Origin of the sequence: Pseudomonas sp. DY-1 (assembly GCF_003626975.1) — a bacterium.
Taxonomy (GTDB): Bacteria; Pseudomonadota; Gammaproteobacteria; order Pseudomonadales; family Pseudomonadaceae; genus Metapseudomonas.
In genome coordinates this window covers 1,465,303-1,482,802 of the sequence record NZ_CP032616.1, presented here as the reverse complement: position 1 = coordinate 1,482,802, position 17,500 = coordinate 1,465,303, and the positions used below count along the sequence as shown (strand labels likewise).

General features: G+C 60.9%; 15 protein-coding genes. 1 reads left to right on the top strand and 14 read right to left on the bottom strand.

What is annotated here, in order from left to right:
- Positions 1-22: 22 nt before the first annotated feature.
- From D6Z43_RS07245 to D6Z43_RS07180, 14 genes are all read right to left on the bottom strand, one after another.
- Positions 23-700 carry an NADH-quinone oxidoreductase subunit B family protein gene (locus tag D6Z43_RS07245; RefSeq protein ID WP_077524434.1) on the bottom strand — a complete coding sequence of 226 codons (678 nt, stop codon included), beginning with the start codon at positions 698-700 and terminating at the stop codon, positions 23-25.
- A 10-nt stretch (positions 701-710) separates the two neighbouring features.
- Positions 711-1,124, bottom strand: coding sequence for an NADH-quinone oxidoreductase subunit A (locus D6Z43_RS07240; RefSeq protein ID WP_077524433.1), 414 nt, complete (start codon positions 1,122-1,124; stop codon positions 711-713).
- 489 nt (positions 1,125-1,613) lie between these two features.
- Positions 1,614-3,608: a PhoX family phosphatase gene (locus tag D6Z43_RS07235; RefSeq protein ID WP_120651295.1), complete on the bottom strand. Its 1,995-nt coding sequence runs from the start codon at positions 3,606-3,608 to the stop codon at positions 1,614-1,616.
- Positions 3,609-3,718: 110 nt separating this feature from the next.
- The gene (locus D6Z43_RS07230) at positions 3,719-4,318 is read right to left on the bottom strand and encodes a murein L,D-transpeptidase catalytic domain-containing protein (protein ID WP_120651294.1); all 600 of its coding nucleotides are present in this window, start codon (positions 4,316-4,318) and stop codon (positions 3,719-3,721) included.
- 206 nt (positions 4,319-4,524) lie between these two features.
- Positions 4,525-6,120, bottom strand: coding sequence for an isocitrate lyase (locus D6Z43_RS07225; RefSeq protein ID WP_120651293.1), 1,596 nt, complete (start codon positions 6,118-6,120; stop codon positions 4,525-4,527).
- A gap of 511 nt (positions 6,121-6,631) precedes the next feature.
- Positions 6,632-7,441, bottom strand: a complete 810-nt coding sequence (locus D6Z43_RS07220) for a secretin N-terminal domain-containing protein (protein ID WP_120651292.1) — start codon at positions 7,439-7,441, stop codon at positions 6,632-6,634.
- A complete protein-coding gene (locus D6Z43_RS07215; protein ID WP_120651291.1) occupies positions 7,438-8,067 on the bottom strand; it encodes a histone acetyltransferase HPA2 in 630 nt (209 codons plus the stop codon). Before D6Z43_RS07215 ends, D6Z43_RS07220 begins: the two co-directional genes overlap by 4 nt.
- 8 nt (positions 8,068-8,075) lie before the next feature.
- Positions 8,076-8,501 carry a GNAT family N-acetyltransferase gene (locus tag D6Z43_RS07210; RefSeq protein ID WP_028628738.1) on the bottom strand — a complete coding sequence of 142 codons (426 nt, stop codon included), beginning with the start codon at positions 8,499-8,501 and terminating at the stop codon, positions 8,076-8,078.
- Positions 8,494-9,660: a cupin domain-containing protein gene (locus tag D6Z43_RS07205; protein ID WP_120651290.1), complete on the bottom strand. Its 1,167-nt coding sequence runs from the start codon at positions 9,658-9,660 to the stop codon at positions 8,494-8,496. Before D6Z43_RS07205 ends, D6Z43_RS07210 begins: the two co-directional genes overlap by 8 nt.
- Before the next feature lie 60 nt (positions 9,661-9,720).
- Complete coding sequence (gene purB, locus D6Z43_RS07200; RefSeq protein ID WP_120651289.1) at positions 9,721-11,091, bottom strand: adenylosuccinate lyase; 1,371 nt, start codon at positions 11,089-11,091, stop codon at positions 9,721-9,723.
- Between the two features lie 108 nt (positions 11,092-11,199).
- Positions 11,200-11,820 carry a high frequency lysogenization protein HflD gene (gene hflD / locus D6Z43_RS07195; protein WP_120651288.1) on the bottom strand — a complete coding sequence of 207 codons (621 nt, stop codon included), beginning with the start codon at positions 11,818-11,820 and terminating at the stop codon, positions 11,200-11,202.
- Entirely contained in the window at positions 11,817-12,935 is a 1,119-nt protein-coding gene (gene mnmA, locus D6Z43_RS07190; RefSeq protein ID WP_120651287.1) for a tRNA 2-thiouridine(34) synthase MnmA, read from the bottom strand. Before mnmA ends, hflD begins: the two co-directional genes overlap by 4 nt.
- Before the next feature lie 137 nt (positions 12,936-13,072).
- Entirely contained in the window at positions 13,073-13,516 is a 444-nt protein-coding gene (locus tag D6Z43_RS07185; protein ID WP_120651286.1) for an NUDIX hydrolase, read from the bottom strand.
- A gap of 100 nt (positions 13,517-13,616) precedes the next feature.
- Positions 13,617-15,845: an NADP-dependent isocitrate dehydrogenase gene (locus tag D6Z43_RS07180; protein WP_120651285.1), complete on the bottom strand. Its 2,229-nt coding sequence runs from the start codon at positions 15,843-15,845 to the stop codon at positions 13,617-13,619.
- Between the two features lie 356 nt (positions 15,846-16,201).
- On the opposite strand from D6Z43_RS07180, the gene icd reads away from it, so the two are divergent.
- Positions 16,202-17,458 carry an NADP-dependent isocitrate dehydrogenase gene (gene icd, locus D6Z43_RS07175; protein WP_120651284.1) on the top strand — a complete coding sequence of 419 codons (1,257 nt, stop codon included), beginning with the start codon at positions 16,202-16,204 and terminating at the stop codon, positions 17,456-17,458.
- Positions 17,459-17,500 lie beyond the last annotated feature (42 nt).

Sequence of the window (17,500 nt, the reverse complement as noted above, 5' to 3'; positions counted from 1 at the left end):
GGTCTTCCGGAGAAGAGCAGGCTCAGACTTCGTCGGGGCTGCGCAGGTTGGTGACCTGAATACGCTGTTCGCGGCGCTTTTCTCGCTCGGAGGGCATGTCGGCGCGGTACACGCCTTGGTCCCCCACGACCCAGGATAGTGGGCGGCGCTCCTGGCCGATGGATTCCTGCAGCAGCATCAGGCCTTGCAGGAATGCCTCTGGGCGGGGCGGGCAGCCGGGAATGTAGACGTCCACGGGAAGGAACTTGTCCACGCCCTGAACGACCGAGTAAATATCGTACATACCGCCGGAGTTCGCGCACGAACCCATGGAGATCACCCACTTGGGCTCCAGCATCTGCTCATAGAGGCGCTGGATGACCGGTGCCATCTTGATGAAGCAGGTGCCGGCGATGACCATGAAGTCCGCCTGGCGCGGTGATGCACGAATGACCTCTGCACCGAATCGCGCGATGTCGTGCGGCGCGGTGAAGGCAGTGGTCATCTCCACGTAGCAGCAGGAGAGGCCGAAGTTATACGGCCACAGGGAGTTCTTGCGACCCCAGTTGACTGCTCCGTTGAGAACATCCTCGAGCTTGCCCAGGAAGATGTTCTTGTGCACCTGATCTTCTAGCAGCGGGTCGGAAACGGTCTCCCGTTCGCCGATCGGATACTGCTCGTAAGTGGCATCCGGATCGATCCGAGTAAGTTTGTATTGCATTGCCAAAGCCTCATTGTTTTAGCTTCGCCTGCCGCTTGCGACGACCTTCGGGAGCCCAATCGAGCGCCCCGATGCGCCAAAGGTAGACAAGACCTGCCAACAGAATTGCTATGAAAATGGTTGCTTCGATAAACCCGGCCCAACCGCTTTCACGGACGGAAACGGACCAAGCGAAGAGAAAGAGGGCTTCGACGTCGAAGATCACGAAAAGCATCGCGACCAGATAGAACTTTGCGGAGAGGCGGAGGCGGGCAGTGCCGGTGGGAAGCATGCCGGATTCGAAGGGGTCGTTCTTGCTACGACCGATGGCCTTGCTGCCGAGCAGGCTGGAGACGCCGATCATGAAGGCGCAGAGGCCGACGACACCCAACAGGAAAACAGCGAAACCCCAGTTGTGGGAGATGATGGCAGTAGCTTCCGACATGCCGGAACTCCTTAGTCAAGGAACGGCGTTCACTTGCGTTTAAAAGGTTTAATGCCGGGCCTCATTGAGACCCCGGCAATCGATTCGGACAATTTTATGCCCGACCGGGTGTGCAAGTAAATTTTTCAGGCCAAAAAATTGCCCGCGCAGCCGGATTTTCGACCTGTCGATCCTTTGCAAGCTAGCAACCATCGGTGTTCCAGCGTTTTCTTAGGCTATGGTCGGATTGCGGCCTTATGTCGCAGTGAGGACCCTGAAAAGTAGCAAATGATAGTCATTAGCATTTGATTGGTGGTTAATTAGTCACTACACGTGAGTTGCTCGGTAGAACTTGGAAATTACCGCGGAAAATATGCGCAGAACATTCCTAAGTTGCTCTTCGAGCCGTTTTCATAATTGCGACAATTCCATTTATTTTTGTTCAGGCCGAATTGCGAAAGAGGAAAAAGAGGCCGGCCCTGGTGAGCCGGCCGAAATCCTTGAGGGGATTCAGAGCAGTCGACGTCCGTCTTCGCGGGTAATGATCACGGTGGAGGAGCGTGGCCGCTTGCCCGGGCCGTCTGGCCAGGTGCTGAGCAGGTTGGTGGCGGTTGACCCTTCGCCGGGGTGCTGGATGTTGACGAACAGTGTGCGGAAGTCGGGCGTTGCGCTTATGCCGGTCACCTCGGCACCCAGGGGGCCAACCAGGAAACGCTTGAGCTCACCGCTGCGAGGGTCGGCCACCAGCATTTGGTTGTTGCCGAAGGGGCCGGCGCTGAGTTGGCTGCCACTCATATCGGTCTGGATCCAGAGCCGCCCCTCGTCGTCGAACCAGAGTCCGTCCGGGCTGGCAAGGATGTTCTGCGCGCCCAGCGGCTTGCCATTGGGTCCGCGACTGTCTGTCTCGGGGCCAGCGAGTAGGAAGATGTTCCAGTCGAAACGGCTCCCGGCGTGGTCGCGGCTGTTTTCGCGCCAGCGGATGATGTGACCAAAGGCGTTGGCCGGACGCGGGTTGGCGGCATCGGCCGTGGTACGGGCCGTGTTGTTGGTGAGGGTGAAATAGACCTCGCCATTGTCCGGGTTGACTGCACCCCATTCAGGACGGTCCATGCGGGTGGCGCCGACAGCGTCAGCGGCCTGACGGGTATTGATCAGCACCTCGCCCTGGTCGGCAAAGGTGACACCCGCTGCCAGGCACGCCTTGAGGAAGTTGCGATCATTGATATCGAGTGGCAGCCAGTCGCCGCTGCCGTCGGCATTGAAGCGGGCGACATAGAGCGTGCCATCGTCGAGCAGGCGGCCGTTGGCCTGGCCAGGGCGGTATTTGTCGCGGCTGACGTACTTGTAGATGTACTCGTTCTGCGAGTCGTCGCCGGAATAGCAGACTACCGGGCGTCCGGGCTTCACCGGGGCGAAGATAAGGCCTTCATGGGCGAAACGGCCCAGTGCGGTGTGCTTGACCGGGGTGGAGTCGGGGTCGAAGGGATCGATCTCGACTATCCAGCCGAAATGGTTCGGCTCGTTGCGATAGTCGTCTTTTGCGTCGGCTGTCTTGCGAGTGGCATCGAAGCGCTCGAACTCGTCACCCGCGAGGGTTTCCCAGCCAAAGCGGCTGCTGCTGCGCAGGCCGTAGCGTTTTAGCTCGCGCGGCAGGTCGGTGTCGCGAGTGGCAAAGTAGCCGGCCCAGTTCTCTTCGCAGGTCAGATAGGTGCCCCAGGGCGTAAAGCCGTTGGAGCAGTTGTTCTGGGTGCCCCGAGTGGCGGTGCCTTGGGGGCTGTAGCGGGTTTTCAGTAGATTGTGGCCGCGTGCCGGGCCGCTGATTTGCATCGGTGTCGCGGCAGTTATGCGGCGGTTTCGACGGCTCGGCACCACTTCCCATTCGCCACGTACATTGCGACGGATTTCCACTACCGAAACTCCGTGGGCATTGATCTCCTTGCGTACTTCGTCGGCGATGGTGCGCTTGCCGTCGACGACGGTCGGGCCGTTGGGATGCAGCAGCGGGGCGTCTATGTACTCGTGATTGAGCACCAGCAGGCCGTGGTCGGAGCGCATGCCTGGCCCGCGGCGGGCGTCTATTGGGAAAAAGTGCATGCCGTCATGGTGCATGCCGACCTGTTCGGCCTGGTCCTGGGCGCTGTTGCTGGCATCCTCGGCAAAGGCCGGATAGCGGCCGGTGATTGGGGTTCCCCATGGAATGAACGCAGTGGCTTTGTAGCCCGGCGGCACGCTGATGGTATCGGCGCGGCCGGTGGGGATGGCCTCGAATGGCAGGCGAGAGCGCGGCTTGAAAGGAAAATCGCTGGTTTGGGGCTCGGCGGCCGTCGCATCGCCTGGAACGGCTGCGCCGAGGAAGGCCAGGGCGCTCATGGTGGCGCCACCGATCAGTACCTGGCGACGATTGAGGCTCCCGATCAGATCGTTGATGTGGGGATTGTTGGTGGTGTTGCTGGGCGGCTCATCGCCGTTACCAAAGAGCACGGCGTTGTCGTTGTAATCGTTCAAGGCGAGTCTCCAAACAGGCAAATCGACGGAGACCTGACGCTAATTGTCGAAAGCGACGGAACGGTTACAGCGGGATGGAGATACTGTTGCGCGGGATTTGGCGCACGTTTTCAGTTGCGTACCAGGGCTTGGTCGTCTTGCCGGATTGCGAAGATCAGCGCGCCGCCTTCAAGTTGCTTGATTACCCGGTCGCGATCGGCGCTGGACAGCACCAGGCAACCATAGCTCCGCCCCGGCACGCCGTGTTGGCGAATGAAGTCTTCCTCCATGTAAGCGTTGGCGTGGATGACAATGGCGCGTTCTTCAGCGTTGCTGTTACTTGGCGAAAGGCCCGCCAGGCGCATCGAGCGTCCGTGGCCCGGTTCTTCGCTGTCGAACACCTGGGCTGTGCGGAACAGGCCGAGGGAGGTAGCGCGGCTACCGGAGTCGTTGGAGAAGTGGTCGGCCTTGCCGTCATGGTCCGGGTCCGAGCCCTTGCCGTGGGCGACGCGGAAACTCCCGAGCAGTGCGTGGCTATGGCTGTCGAAGAGGTAGAAGCGAGGCAGCGTGGAGGAGCGGCCGTAGTCGACTACGGCGAAGTGTGGGTGCTGGCTGCTTTTCAATTCGTCGAGGATTTCGTCCAGCGATGGCTGGGAGATCAGTGTCTCCAGGTCGCCTGCGCGTAGAGCGGGGGAGATCAGTAGCAGAATCAGGAGCAGGACTCTCGGCACGGCCAGGTCTCCAAGGGATTGTTTTGACCAATTCTAAGTGGGTGCGCCAGGGAGGCAACTTCTAAGTCTTCAGCCTAATTTTGGGCTGGCCCGTCCGGCTGAAGTTCATATCGTTTCGTTGCGCCAAAGAAAAACCCCGGTGCATGCACCGGGGTTTCTGACTTGCCATGTCCGGTCGATGCGTGGTCGACCGGTGGCAGTTCCTCTTAGTGGAACTGGTTCATGGTGTTGTCTTTACCGCTCGCTTTCAGAGCTGCTTCGCCGGCGAAGTACTCTTTGTGGTTGTCGCCGATGTCGGAGCCAGCCATGTTCTGGTGCTTGACGCAGGCGATACCCTGACGCAGTTCCTGACGCTGAACACCCTTCACGTAGGCCAGCATGCCCTGGTCGGCGAAGTAGCCTTTGGCCAGGTTGTCGGTGGACAGGGCCGCAGTGTGGTAGGTCGGCAGGGTGATCAGGTGGTGGAAGATGCCGGCGTGGGCCGAACCATCACGCTGGAAGGTACGGATCTTCTCGTCTGCAACCTGGGCCAGCTCGGTTTCGTCGTATTCGACGCTCATCAGCTTGGCGCGGTCGTAGGCGGAAACATCTTTGCCTTCAGCAACGAATGCATCGAACACTTGCTGACGGAAGTTCAGGGTCCAGTTGAAGGACGGGCTGTTGTTGTAAACCAGCTTGGCGTTCGGGATGACCTGGCGGATGCGGTCAACCATGCCTTTGATCTGGCCAACGTGGGGCTTCTCGGTTTCGATCCACAGCAGGTCGGCGCCGTTCTGCAGCGAGGTGATGCAGTCCAGGACACAGCGGTCTTCGCCGGTGCCTTTGCGGAACTGGAACAGGTTGCTCGGCAGGCGCTTCGGACGCAGCAGCTTGCCGCCGCGGTTGATGACCACGTCGCCGTTCTGCAGGTCGGATGCGTTGATTTCGTCGCAGTCCAGGAAGGAGTTGTACTGGTCGCCCAGGTCGCCCGGTTGCTTGGTCACGGCGATCTGCTTGGTCAGGCCGGCACCCAGCGAGTCGGTACGGGCTACGATCACACCGTCGTCAACGCCCAGCTCGAGGAAGGCGTAGCGAACAGCGTTGATCTTGGCGAGGAAGTCTTCGTGCGGAACGGTCACTTTGCCGTCCTGGTGGCCGCACTGCTTCTCGTCGGAAACCTGGTTCTCGATCTGGATGCAGCAGGCACCGGCTTCGATCATTTTCTTGGCCAGCAGGTAGGTGGCTTCCGGGTTACCGAAACCAGCGTCGATGTCGGCGATGATCGGCACTACGTGAGTTTCGTAGCCGTCGATCTGAGCCTGGATCTCGTCCTGTTTGACCTTGTCGCCAGCGGCGCGGGCAGCGTCCAGGGCGGTGAAGAGCAGGTCCAGCTCACGGGCGTCAGCCTGGCGCAGGAAGGTGTAGAGCTCTTCGATCAGGCCGGAGACGGCAGTCTTCTCGTGCATGGACTGGTCGGGCAGCGGGCCGAAATCGGAACGCAGCGCGGCAACCATCCAGCCGGACAGGTAGAGGTAGCGCTTGTTGGTGGTTTTCAGGTGCTTCTTGATGGAGATCAGCTTCTGCTGACCGATGAAGCCGTGCCAGCAGCCCAGGGACTGGGTGTAGACGGAGGCGTCGGCGTCGTACTCGGCCATGTCCTTGCGCATGATGGCCGCGGTGTACTTGGCGATATCCAGACCGGTCTTGAAGCGGTTCTGGGCGCGCATACGGGCAACCGACTCGGGGTTGATAGCGCTCCAGCTGTTACCGTTCGCTTCTTTCAGAGCGGCAATGGCCTTGATGTCGTTTTGATAAGCGGACATGGTCAATCCTTCAAAGTGTGTATGTGGTTGAGCACCGACTTTCCCACTCAAAAACCTGCGTTCTGAAGGTTATTGCGGGTTGCTCACCGCAGCGCGTCGAAGGACCGACTGGAGAGTGATGTAGCTGGAGGAGGGGTGACTGACTGCAGACGCTCGCGAAATCGATGGGTGGTTTTGCGCTCGTCCATCACTTGCCGGTTCGTGGTAACCGTTGGGCGATTTGCCGGGCACTGCCTTCGATCTTGCGATTGTTGCGGGTGCTTCCCCGTCCCTCAGGACAACCTCGTTCCAGTCGCAACCTCGTCGCACTGCCTTATGGGCTGTTACAACACGGATCGGCTCGGCTGGTTGGCTGGGAGCGCGACCCGGAGGCCCTGTTCAGGGCCCCTGGCTAGCGGGAGCGAGGCCATCATGCTCTTTCAAACAGTCGTTCGTCAAACGTTTTGTAGTGTTTTTTTTCGACTACTACATAATACTTTAGGTGGAGACTGGTCGGTCTGAAAGTGCGCGATCAGTCGACCGCGTCGACCTTGAGTCGCAGGGTCATGTCTTCGCGGCCCTGGGTGGTGCGGCGGCGCAGGAAGCCGCTTTGGTCAGACTGGCTGTCTTCGTTCACGGCGCCGATGGTGATCCACTCGCCGAGGCGACCGCTGACCTTGGTGTCTGTGCTTTGCACGTCGATCGCACCTGGCTGACTGTTGTTCAGACGGTCGCGATTGCTGCTGATGCTGACGTGCACCAGCTCACCAGTGAGGGTGGCGGTGACGTAAAAGCCGCGGGTCACGTTGCGGTATTCCGTGTTGCTGTAGACCTCACCGTAAGGTCCGCTGCTGGTGGTGGTGATGGGGACGCTCTGGCCGACCTGGATCAGCGCTGGGTAGCCCTCGGTGGTCTGCACTTGTTGCACGCCACCGCCACGGCTGTCGGTACTGCGGCGAATGATGCGCACCTGGTCACGCCCATGGACTTCGCCACGACCAGCCTGCACGTCGACGCCGCCAACACTGGCAGAACCATTGACCGCATAGCCCTGATCGCTCTGGAAGTTGCTGTCGCTGGTGTCGACACTGATCAGCAGGCGACGGGGGCGGGTGTCGAGTTGATCGAGGAGGTTGCGCAGTTCGCTGATCTTGGCCGGCTCAGCGTTGACTATGAGTTGGTTGCCATAAGCGCTGACGCGGCCTTCGTTGCCCAATACCGACTGCACCATCGGAAGGAGCTCGTCCGCCGTGCGATAGCGCAACTGGATGAGTTCCGTCGCTGCCTGCAGGGGCAGGCACATGAGCAGCAAGAGGGCAGCAAGCAACGCGCGTGACGTCATATCAGGAAGCTCCGCAAATCGGGATCGGTAATGCTCAGGTCCCAGGCCTGGTCGAAGCGGGTCTGCTGCAGCCGGGTCCTTCCGGGGTCGTTGTAGAGGGTGTAGCCGGCATACTGCTCGGGCTCAGGGCGTACGAGGAGTCCGCGATCATCTGCTATCAGGTACGCCAGGTCCTCTGAAGGGTGGTCGGGGTTGATCCGGCGAATCTGGAAATTGCTGGAAATGCGCCGGCTGAGACTGAGCAGGCGATGGCCCTCTTTCACCGCGCGGCTCAAGTCGCGCACGAGAATGCGCACCTGGCATTTCGGATCGCTGACCAGCAGGCGGGTGCAGGCCTGCTGGATGGCACTGTTGTGGTAAAGCCAGGGCTCGAGGTCCGGGCTGTATAGGCAGAGCCGGCGGCGTGCCTGTTGCATCAGTGCTAGGGCGTGTGCGCGGGCCTCGTCTGGATTGCTGAAGCGTTCGAGGCGATCGTGGGTGCCGAGACTGAAAGGGGCGGGTTCCCATTCGGGCGCTTCAGCCTGCAGCGGAGAAGGGTTGTGAACGCTGAAGCGCCCCGGCGACTGGAACTCAATGGCCGGCAGTTCGACTTCGTTCTCAGTGCTTTCCGGGGCGTCTTCGTTCATCTTGGCCTCTATTGGCTTTCGCGCACCATGTCCACGTGGGGGATGCCTGCTTCGAGGAACTCGCTGCTGACGATCTTGAAACCGTGGCGCTCATAGAACGCGGTGGCGTGGACCTGGGCGGAAAGCATCTGGCGCTTCAGGCCACGTCGTTCGGCTTCGGCGATGGCCGCCTGCAGCAGGCGGTCGCCAACCTTCAGCCCGCGCCAATCCTTGAGCACCGAAACACGGCCGATGTGGCCATCGGGAAGCAGGCGGGCGGTGCCGATAGCATAGTCCCGCTCGAAGGCGAGAAAGTGCACTGCGTCCGCATCTTCGGTGTCCCACTCAAGTTCCGGTGCGACGGACTGCTCGGCGATGAATACGGCCTCACGGATGCGGCGCAAGTCGGCATTGTCCTTTTGCCAGTCGGCAACGCGGACGTGTATCTCACTCATCGGCAAACTCCAGACTTCCTTGCTTGACCAGTTCGAGAAGAAGCTTACGCCCCTCGTCATCGGCCAGCCATTGGCCGAGATTTTCCAGGTGCAATGCTTCAGCGGCGCAAATCAGCTTCAGCAATTCGCGCAGGCTGCCCGGCAGGAGACGGCTCTGGCCGCTGGCGAAAAGCACCAGGCCAACGTCGACTTCGGACCAGGCCAGGCGCGCACTGGGGTTGCGGATCAGCACCGCGCCATCTTCGATCGCGCTGAGGAAATCCTCTTCCTCCACTTCAGCGCCGGCCACGAGTTCCGGGTAGCGCGGCTCGGTCATGAACTGGCCGAACCAGGTGAGCAGCAGACGCTCGTCGCTCATGTGCTCGTTGAGCAGGGATTTGAGGCGATCAAGTGCATCGCGCTGGATCTCGTGCGGATCGCTCGTGGGGGCCGCGCCTGCATCGCTGTAGCGCTCTTCGTCCGGCATGAACTGGGCGAGGAAGTCAGTGAAGTGGGTCAGCACTTCGGCGGCGCTGGGAGCGCGGAAGCCCACGGAGTAAGTCATGCAGTCGTCTTCGGCAATGCCGAAATGCGCGAGGCGCGGTGGCAGGTAAAGCATGTCGCCCGGTTCCAGAACCCATTCCTCGCTCTGCTGGAAGTCGGCGAGGATGCGCAGGTCTGCGTGGGGCAGTAGGGCGCTCTCGGCATCGCACATCTGGCCGATCTTCCAGTTGCGGCGGCCATGGCCTTGCAGCAGGAACACATCGTAGTTGTCGAAGTGCGGGCCCACTCCGCCGCCCGGCGCGGCATAGCTGATCATCACATCATCGATGCGCCAGCTTGGCAGGAAGCGGAAGTGTTCCAGCAATTCCGCGACTTCCGGAACAAATTGGTCGACGGCTTGGACCAGCAGGGTCCAGTCGCGCTCGGGCAGTTTCTGATAAGTGTCTTCGGCGAATGGGCCGCGGCGCAGTTCCCACGGGCGCTCGCCATGTTCAAGTACCAGGCGCGACTCCACTTCCTCTTCCAGGGAAAGGCCGGCGAGCTCGTCAGGGGAAATGGGGCTTTCGAATCCGGGAATCGCCTGACGGATCAGGAGCGGCTTCTGTTGCCAGTAATCGCGCAGGAATTCACGCGCGGTAAGTCCGCCCAAAAGTTGAAGAGGAATATCAGGATTCATGTCTAAGCCTTTGAAATAAAAACGCCCGGCACAGCCGGGCGTGCACTGGTTCTAAACCGATCAGATGCGCTTGGCCTGGGCTACGGCGTTACCGATGTAGCTGGCGGGAGTCATTTTGCGCAGTTCGGTCTTGGCCTCGGCCGGAATATCCAGGCCGTCGATGAAAGTCTGCAGCGCTTCGGGGCTAATGCCTTTGCCGCGAGTCAGTTCCTTGAGTTTTTCGTACGGGTTCTCGATCGCGTAGCGGCGCATCACAGTCTGGATCGGCTCGGCGAGGACTTCCCAGCAGGCGTCCAGATCTTCAGCAATACGTTGAGCATTAAGCTCCAACTTACTGATTCCCTTGAGGGTTGCTTCGTATGCAATGACGCTGTGAGCGAAACCGACACCGAGGTTACGCAGTACGGTGGAGTCGGTCAGGTCACGCTGCCAGCGGGAGATGGGCAGCTTGCTGGCCAGGTGCTGGAGCAGCGCATTGGCGATACCCAGATTGCCTTCGGAGTTTTCGAAGTCGATCGGGTTGACCTTGTGCGGCATGGTCGAAGAGCCAATCTCGCCGGCAATGGTCTTCTGCTTGAAGTAGCCGAGAGAGATGTAACCCCAGACGTCGCGGTCGAAGTCGATGAGGATGGTGTTGAAGCGCGCGACAGCGTCGAACAACTCGGCGATGTAGTCGTGCGGCTCGATCTGGGTGGTGTAGGGGTTGAAGGTCAGTCCCAAGTCGCCTTCGATGAATTCCCGGGCGTTGGCTTCCCAGTCGACGTCCGGGTAGGCGGACAGGTGGGCGTTGTAGTTGCCCACCGCACCGTTGATCTTGCCCAGCAGCGGTACTGCGGCTACCTGGGCGATCTGGCGCTCCAGGCGGTACACGACGTTGGCCATTTCCTTGCCGAGGGTGGTCGGCGAGGCCGGTTGGCCGTGGGTGCGGGAGAGCATCGGTACATCGGCGAAACGTACGGCCAGGTCACGGATGGCGTTGGCAAGCTGGCGCATCAGCGGCAGTACGACCTGGTCGCGGCCTTCACGCAGCATCAGGGCGTGGGACAGGTTGTTGATGTCCTCACTGGTGCAGGCGAAGTGGATGAATTCGCTTACCTTGGCCAGTTCGGGCAGCTTGGCAGCCTGCTCCTTCAGCAGATATTCCACGGCTTTCACATCGTGGTTGGTGGTGCGCTCGATTTCCTTGATGCGCTCGGCGTGCTCCAGCTGGAAGTCTTCGGCCAGTTTGTCGAGCAGAGCGTTGGCTTCAGCGGAGAAGGGCGCGACTTCCGGAATCCCGGCGTGGGCGGCGAGTCGCTGCAGCCAGCGGACCTCTACCTGGACGCGGAAACGGATCAGGCCGTATTCGCTGAAGATTGGGCGCAGTGCGCTGGTTTTGCCGGCGTAGCGGCCGTCTACGGGGGAAACCGCGGTGAGCGAGGAAAGCTGCATGAGTGCGTTCTCGGACAATCGGTCAACGAAAAGGGGCGCACATCATACATGGTTTTCTCTCTGCTCGCTGCTCAAGCGCCACGGTCGACGACACATGGCGCAGACGAGTCAGCCGCGCAGGAGTGGGTAAAGCTCGTTGAGCAACTTGCGGCGGCTGAACAACAGCTGCCAGCGGTTGCCGCCGAGCTGGCGCCAGAGACGGGCAGCGCGGATGCCTGTGAGGAGGAGGGCGCGAATCTTCGCGGCGTTGCTGGACTGCTGCAGGTGGCGCATGTCGCCGTGTACCTGGATGCGCTGGCGGAAAGTGCTCAGCGTGTCCTGGTAGAGGCTGGCGCAGGCGGCGATGACGTTGTCATGCACGAGGCCGAAGTGCTGTACCTGCTGCTGGATCTGGTCCAGGCGATTGCCGATGACTTCCAGCATGTCGCCGCGCTTGGCAAGCTGGCGCTCCAGGGTCAGCAGAGCCAGGGCATAGCGCAGGGGTTCTCGCTGCAGACTCGAGGGCTCCCGCTCGAGGGCGCTGGCCAGGGCCTTGTAGCCGTCGCGCAGGTTGATGTCGTCACCGCCGTATACGTCCAGCGTGTCCTTCGGGTCGCGGACAAGCAGGCTGCCGAGCATGCAGCCGAGTGGCGGCTCGCTGATCTGGCCGGTTTTTGCGATGCGGTCCACCAGAGCGGCCGCCTCGAAGACGGCGCCGAGTGCAACCAGTTGTTCTCGGGTCTGGTTCATGGACGTATCACCGCGGCATCCGAAGGTTCGGCGCTTTCGATCACGCCGCCACCTAGGCAGATTTCGCCGTCGTAGAAGACCACCGATTGTCCTGGGGTGACTGCTCGCTGGGCGTCGTCGAACACCGCAATGTAGCCGTCGGCGGTTTTTTCCAGGGTGCAGGGCTGGTCGCTCTGGCGATAGCGCACCTTGGCCTTGAGTTGCCGGGGCTGGCTGAGGTCGATTGGGTTCACCCAATAGATCTCCGAGACTTTCAGCGAGCGCGAGTAGAGCCAGGGGTTTTCGTTGCCCTGGCCGACGATCAGTACGTTACGCGACAGGTCTTTTGCCAGGACGTACCAGGGATCATCGCTAGCGTCCTTCATGCCGCCGATGCCCAGGCCCTGGCGTTGGCCGATGGTGTGGTACATCAGGCCGTGGTGGCGACCGATGACGTCGCCGTCGGTGGTTTCGATGTCGCCGGGTTGTGCCGGCAGGTACTGCTTGAGGAAATCGGTGAAGCGGCGCTCGCCAATGAAGCAGATCCCGGTGGAGTCCTTCTTGCGAGCGGTGGCCAGGCCGTATTTTTCGGCGATGGCGCGCACTTCGGGTTTTTCCAGTTCGCCTACCGGGAACAGGGTGCGGGCAATCTGTTCGCCGCCAACTGCGTGGAGGAAGTAGCTCTGGTCCTTGTTTGGGTCCAGGCCCTTGAGCAGTTCGGTGCGTCCGTCGATGTCGCGACGGCGTACGTAGTGGCCGGTGGCGATCAGGTCGGCGCCCAGCGAAAGGGCGTAATCGAGGAACGCTTTGAACTTGATCTCGCGGTTGCAGAGGATGTCCGGGTTGGGCGTACGGCCGGCCTTGTACTCGGCCAGGAAGTGCTCGAACACGTTGTCCCAGTATTCGGCGGCGAAGTTCGCGGTATGCAGCTTGATGCCGATGCGGTCACAGACGGCCTGGGCATCGGCCAGGTCTACCTTGGCGGTGCAGTACTCGGTGCCGTCGTCTTCGTCCCAGTTCTTCATGAACAGGCCTTCGACCTGATAGCCCTGTTCAAGCAGGAGGAGGGCGGAAACTGAGGAGTCGACGCCGCCGGACATGCCGACTATGACGCGGGTATTGGCTGGATCACGCATGGGAATCTGCACTGGTTGTGTAAGCAAAAGCGGAATTCTAACAGAACCGGTTCGCGATCAGCGGGGCAAAGGCCCTGCTGCGTTGAAAGCAGGCTTTAGCTCATTAGATCGTAAGCAGGTTCTTTAGGCTGGAATGTTCAGGCGGCGCGGATAAGGCTCAGTGGGAAGCGTTCGCCGGCCAGGTAGTCGTCGATGCAGCGCAAGACCAGATGGCTGCGCCAGCGATCCTTCTCGGCCAGGAGTTGTTCGCGGGTCAACCAGCGCGGGCCGATGATGCCGTCGTCCAGTGATTGGTCCGGGTGGTGGCGCAGTGGCCTGGCGGCGAAGCAGACGCGCTGGTAGGTCACGCCGTTGCTGGGTGCGGTGTAGAGATAGATGCCGGTTACGGCAGTCAGCTCGACCTCCCAGCCGGTTTCCTCGAAGGTCTCTCGCATGGCTGCCTCCAGGAGGGTCTCGTCGGCCTCCAGATGGCCGGCGGGTTGATTGAACACGGCGCGCCCTTCGGCCAGTTCCTCTACCAGCAGGAAGCGGCCCTGGTCTTCGACCACGGTTGCGACGGTGATATGGGGTTGCCAGGTCATCGGAATGGCTCCGGATAAAAGGGCGACATGATAGGGCGTCGGGCGTGAAAAAAAGAAACCCCGGGCTTGGCCCGGGGTCTCCTTCGTCCTGCGGTGGCGATTAGGCCAGCAGACCGTCGATCGCAGCGTTGAAGGTGCTGCTGGGGCGCATGACCTGGCTGGTCAGCTCTGGGTTCGAGCGGTAGTAGCCGCCGATTTCCACGGCCTTGCCCTGGGCGCCATTCAGTTCGGCGACGATGGTCGCTTCCTGCTCGGTCAGGGCTTTCGCCAGCGGTGCGAAGTGGGCTTTCAGCTCGGCATCTTCCTCCTGGGCGGCCAGGGCTTGGGCCCAGTACATTGCCAGGTAGAAGTGGCTGCCGCGGTTGTCGATCTCGCCAACCTTGCGCGACGGCGACTTGTTGTTGTCCAGCAGCTTGCCTGTGGCTTCGTCCAGTGCCTTGCCGAGGAGCTTGGCCTTGGCGTTGCCGGTCTTGATCCCGGTTTCTTCCAGGGAGACGGCCAGGGCCAGGAACTCGCCCAGGGAATCCCAGCGCAGGTAGTTCTCTTCCACCAGCTGCTGCACGTGCTTCGGAGCCGAACCGCCGGCACCGGTCTCGTACATGCCGCCGCCCGCCATCAGCGGAACGATGGACAGCATCTTGGCCGAGGTGCCCAGTTCCATGATCGGGAACAGGTCGGTCAGGTAGTCACGCAGCACGTTGCCTGTCACCGAGATGGTGTCCTGGCCGCGCAATTGGCGCTCCATGCTGGTACGGATGGCTTCGTTGTAGCCCTTGATGCTGATGTCCAGGCCGGTCAGGTCGTGGTCCTGCAGATACAGTTCGACCTTCTTGCGCAGTTCACGGTCGTGGGCGCGCTCCGGGTCCAGCCAGAAGATTGCCGGGGTGCTGGACTGGCGGGCGCGGGTCACGGCGAGCTTGACCCAGTCACGGATCGGGGCGTCCTTGGTCTGGCAGGCGCGCCAGATGTCGCCAGCTTCCACTTCGTGCTGCATCAGCACGGTACCTTCGGCGGTCACGACGCGCATGGTGCCGTCGGCGGTCATCTCGAAGGTCTTGTCGTGGGAGCCGTACTCTTCAGCTTTCTGGGCCATCAGGCCGACGTTGGGCACGGTGCCCATGGTGGTCGGGTCGAAGGCGCCATTGGTTTTGCAGAAGTTGATCATTTCCTGGTAGATGCGAGCGTAAGTGCTCTCCGGCATCACCGCCTTGGTGTCCTTCTGCTTGCCATCCTTGCCCCACATCTGGCCGGAGTTGCGGATCATCGCAGGCATGGAGGCGTCGACGATCACGTCGCTCGGGATGTGCAGGTTGGTGATGCCCTTCACGGAGTCGACCATCGCCATTTCCGGGCGGTGGCTGTACACCTCGTGGATGTCGTGGAGGATCTCTTCCTGCTGGGAAGCCGGCAGCGCCTTGATCTTGTCGTAGACACTGCTGATGCCGTTGTTCGGGTTGACGCCCAGTTCCTTGAACAGCTCGCCGTACTTGTCGAACACGTCCTTGTAGTAAACGCTGACTGCGTGGCCGAACACGATCGGGTGGGAGACCTTCATCATGGTCGCCTTGACGTGCAGGGACCACATTACTCCGCTTTCCTTGCAGTCCTGCAGGGTCTGCTCGAAGAAGGTGCGCAGTTTCTTGCAGCTCATGAACATGCTGTCGAGGACTTCGCCGTCCTGCAGGGAGAGCTGCTTCTTGACTTCGACCTTGCCGTCTTTGCCGACGAATTCGATGCGTACGTCACCGGCCTTGGCCATGGTGATGGACTGCTCGCTGGAGAAGAAGTCGCCGCCACGCATGTAGTCGGCGTGGGAGCGGGAGGCCATGCTCCATTTGCCCATGGAGTGCGGGTGCTTCCGGGCGTATGCCTTGACGGCGGCGGGAGCGCGGCGGTCGGAGTTGCCTTCGCGCAGGACCGGGTTCACGGCGCTGCCCAGGACTTTGGCATAGCGGGCGCGTGTGTCTTTTTCGTCGTCGGTCTGCGGATCTTCCGGGAAGTCCGGGATGGTGTAGCCCAGCGCCTGCAGTTCGGCGATCGCGCCTTTGAGCTGCGGCACCGAGGCGCTGATGTTCGGAAGTTTTACGATGTTGGCGTCCGGCGAAGTGGCCAGGACTGCCAGGTAGGCCAGATCGTCTTCGATGCGCTTGTCGGCTGAAAGCTTGTCAGCGAAGGAGGCCAGGATTCGTCCCGCGAGAGAGATGTCGCGGGTTTCGACGTCGATGCCGGCCGAGGCGGCGAAGGCTTTGACGATCGGGAGGAGCGAGTAGGTGGCGAGCGCAGGGGCTTCGTCGGTGAAGGTGTATGTAATCTTCGGACGGTTGGACATTAACGTTTAACTCTCTTCTTTTCTGGGCGCGCACAGAGTCTCGAAGCGCATTGGTAGGCACATTCGCTCAATGTCGAAGTTGAGCTGTGTCGAGATTTGCCGCGGGGGTAATGAAGCGCCAGTAGAGCGTTGTACGGCTTTGCCATGGTGGTGGTTGGGCCGCTGCGAGGACAGTGAGTCTGGTCCCAGACTGCTCGCCCTCGATGACTGTCAAGTCACGGCGCGCAGTATACCACTCCTTTAGGCGGGCTGACGCGAGGGGCTGTTTTCGACTAAGGAAGATATGGTCGATGACCGCCCAACTGGAGTAGGCTCACGAGCTGCAAGAGCGTTCTCAACCACAAACGGAGCTCAGCATGGGATACCAAAAGATCCAGGTGCCGGCAGTCGGTGACAAAATCACCGTCAATGCAGATATGTCCCTGAATGTACCGAACAACCCGATCATTCCTTTCATCGAGGGTGACGGCATTGGCGTTGATATCAGTCCTGTCATGATCAAGGTGGTGGATGCTGCGGTCGCCAAGGCCTACAGCGGCGCCCGCAAGATCTCGTGGATGGAGGTATATGCCGGTGAGAAGGCCACTCAGGTATACGACCAGGACACCTGGCTGCCGAAAGAGACCCTGGAAGCCGTTCGCGACTACGTCGTCTCCATCAAGGGGCCGCTGACCACGCCTGTCGGTGGTGGCATCCGCTCGCTCAACGTGGCTCTGCGCCAGGAGCTTGATCTCTACGTTTGCCAGCGCCCGGTTCGCTGGTTCGAGGGCGTTCCCAGTCCGGTGAAGAAGCCCGGCGACGTTGACATGGTGATCTTCCGTGAGAACTCCGAAGACATCTACGCAGGTGTCGAATGGAAGGCCGGTAGTCCCGAAGCCGAGAAGGTCATCAAGTTCCTCACCGAGGAAATGGGCGTCAAGAAAATCCGTTTCACAGAGAACTGCGGCATCGGCATCAAGCCGGTTTCCCAGGACGGCACCAAGCGACTGGTACGCAAGGCTCTGCAATACGCCGTGGACAATGATCGCAGCTCCGTGACCATCGTTCACAAGGGCAACATCATGAAGTTCACCGAAGGTGCCTTCAAGGAATGGGGCTACGAAGTCGCGCGTGACGAGTTCGGTGCCGAGTTGCTGGATGGCGGCCCGTGGATGCAGTTCAAGAATCCTCGCACCGGCAAGAACGTGGTGGTCAAGGATGTGATCGCTGATGCCATGCTTCAGCAGATCCTCCTGCGTCCGGCCGAGTACGACGTCATCGCCACCCTGAACCTGAACGGTGACTACCTCTCGGACGCGCTGGCCGCAGAGGTGGGCGGTATCGGTATCGCCCCTGGCGCCAACCTGTCCGACACCGTCGCCATGTTCGAGGCCACTCACGGCACTGCGCCGAAGTACGCTGGTCAGGACAAGGTCAATCCGGGCTCGGTCATCCTTTCTGCGGAGATGATGCTGCGCCACATGGGCTGGACCGAAGCGGCTGACCTGATCATCGAAGGCACCAATGGGGCCATCGCGGCGAAGACCGTTACCTACGACTTCGAGCGCCTGATGGATGGCGCCAAGTTGCTGTCCTGCTCCGAGTTCGGTGACGCCATCATCGCCCACATGTGAGCCTGAAGGCGGAAACAAAAAGGCCGGTCAACTGACCGGCCT

Excerpts from the sequence above, each read along its gene's own strand:
- D6Z43_RS07205 (WP_120651290.1), bottom strand. The coding sequence starts at position 9,660 with ATGAATCCTGATATTCCTCTTCAACTTTTGGGCGGACTTACCGCGCGT.
- D6Z43_RS07215 (WP_120651291.1), bottom strand. The coding sequence starts at position 8,067 with ATGAACGAAGACGCCCCGGAAAGCACTGAGAACGAAGTCGAACTGCCG.
- purB (WP_120651289.1), bottom strand. The coding sequence starts at position 11,091 with ATGCAGCTTTCCTCGCTCACCGCGGTTTCCCCCGTAGACGGCCGCTAC.
- D6Z43_RS07180 (WP_120651285.1), bottom strand. The coding sequence starts at position 15,845 with ATGTCCAACCGTCCGAAGATTACATACACCTTCACCGACGAAGCCCCT.
- icd (WP_120651284.1), top strand. The coding sequence starts at position 16,202 with ATGGGATACCAAAAGATCCAGGTGCCGGCAGTCGGTGACAAAATCACC.
- D6Z43_RS07240 (WP_077524433.1), bottom strand. The coding sequence starts at position 1,124 with ATGTCGGAAGCTACTGCCATCATCTCCCACAACTGGGGTTTCGCTGTT.
- mnmA (WP_120651287.1), bottom strand. The coding sequence starts at position 12,935 with ATGCGTGATCCAGCCAATACCCGCGTCATAGTCGGCATGTCCGGCGGC.
- D6Z43_RS07245 (WP_077524434.1), bottom strand. The coding sequence starts at position 700 with ATGCAATACAAACTTACTCGGATCGATCCGGATGCCACTTACGAGCAG.
- D6Z43_RS07225 (WP_120651293.1), bottom strand. The coding sequence starts at position 6,120 with ATGTCCGCTTATCAAAACGACATCAAGGCCATTGCCGCTCTGAAAGAA.
- hflD (WP_120651288.1), bottom strand. The coding sequence starts at position 11,820 with ATGAACCAGACCCGAGAACAACTGGTTGCACTCGGCGCCGTCTTCGAG.
- D6Z43_RS07210 (WP_028628738.1), bottom strand. The coding sequence starts at position 8,501 with ATGAGTGAGATACACGTCCGCGTTGCCGACTGGCAAAAGGACAATGCC.
- D6Z43_RS07220 (WP_120651292.1), bottom strand. The coding sequence starts at position 7,441 with ATGACGTCACGCGCGTTGCTTGCTGCCCTCTTGCTGCTCATGTGCCTG.
- D6Z43_RS07185 (WP_120651286.1), bottom strand. The coding sequence starts at position 13,516 with ATGACCTGGCAACCCCATATCACCGTCGCAACCGTGGTCGAAGACCAG.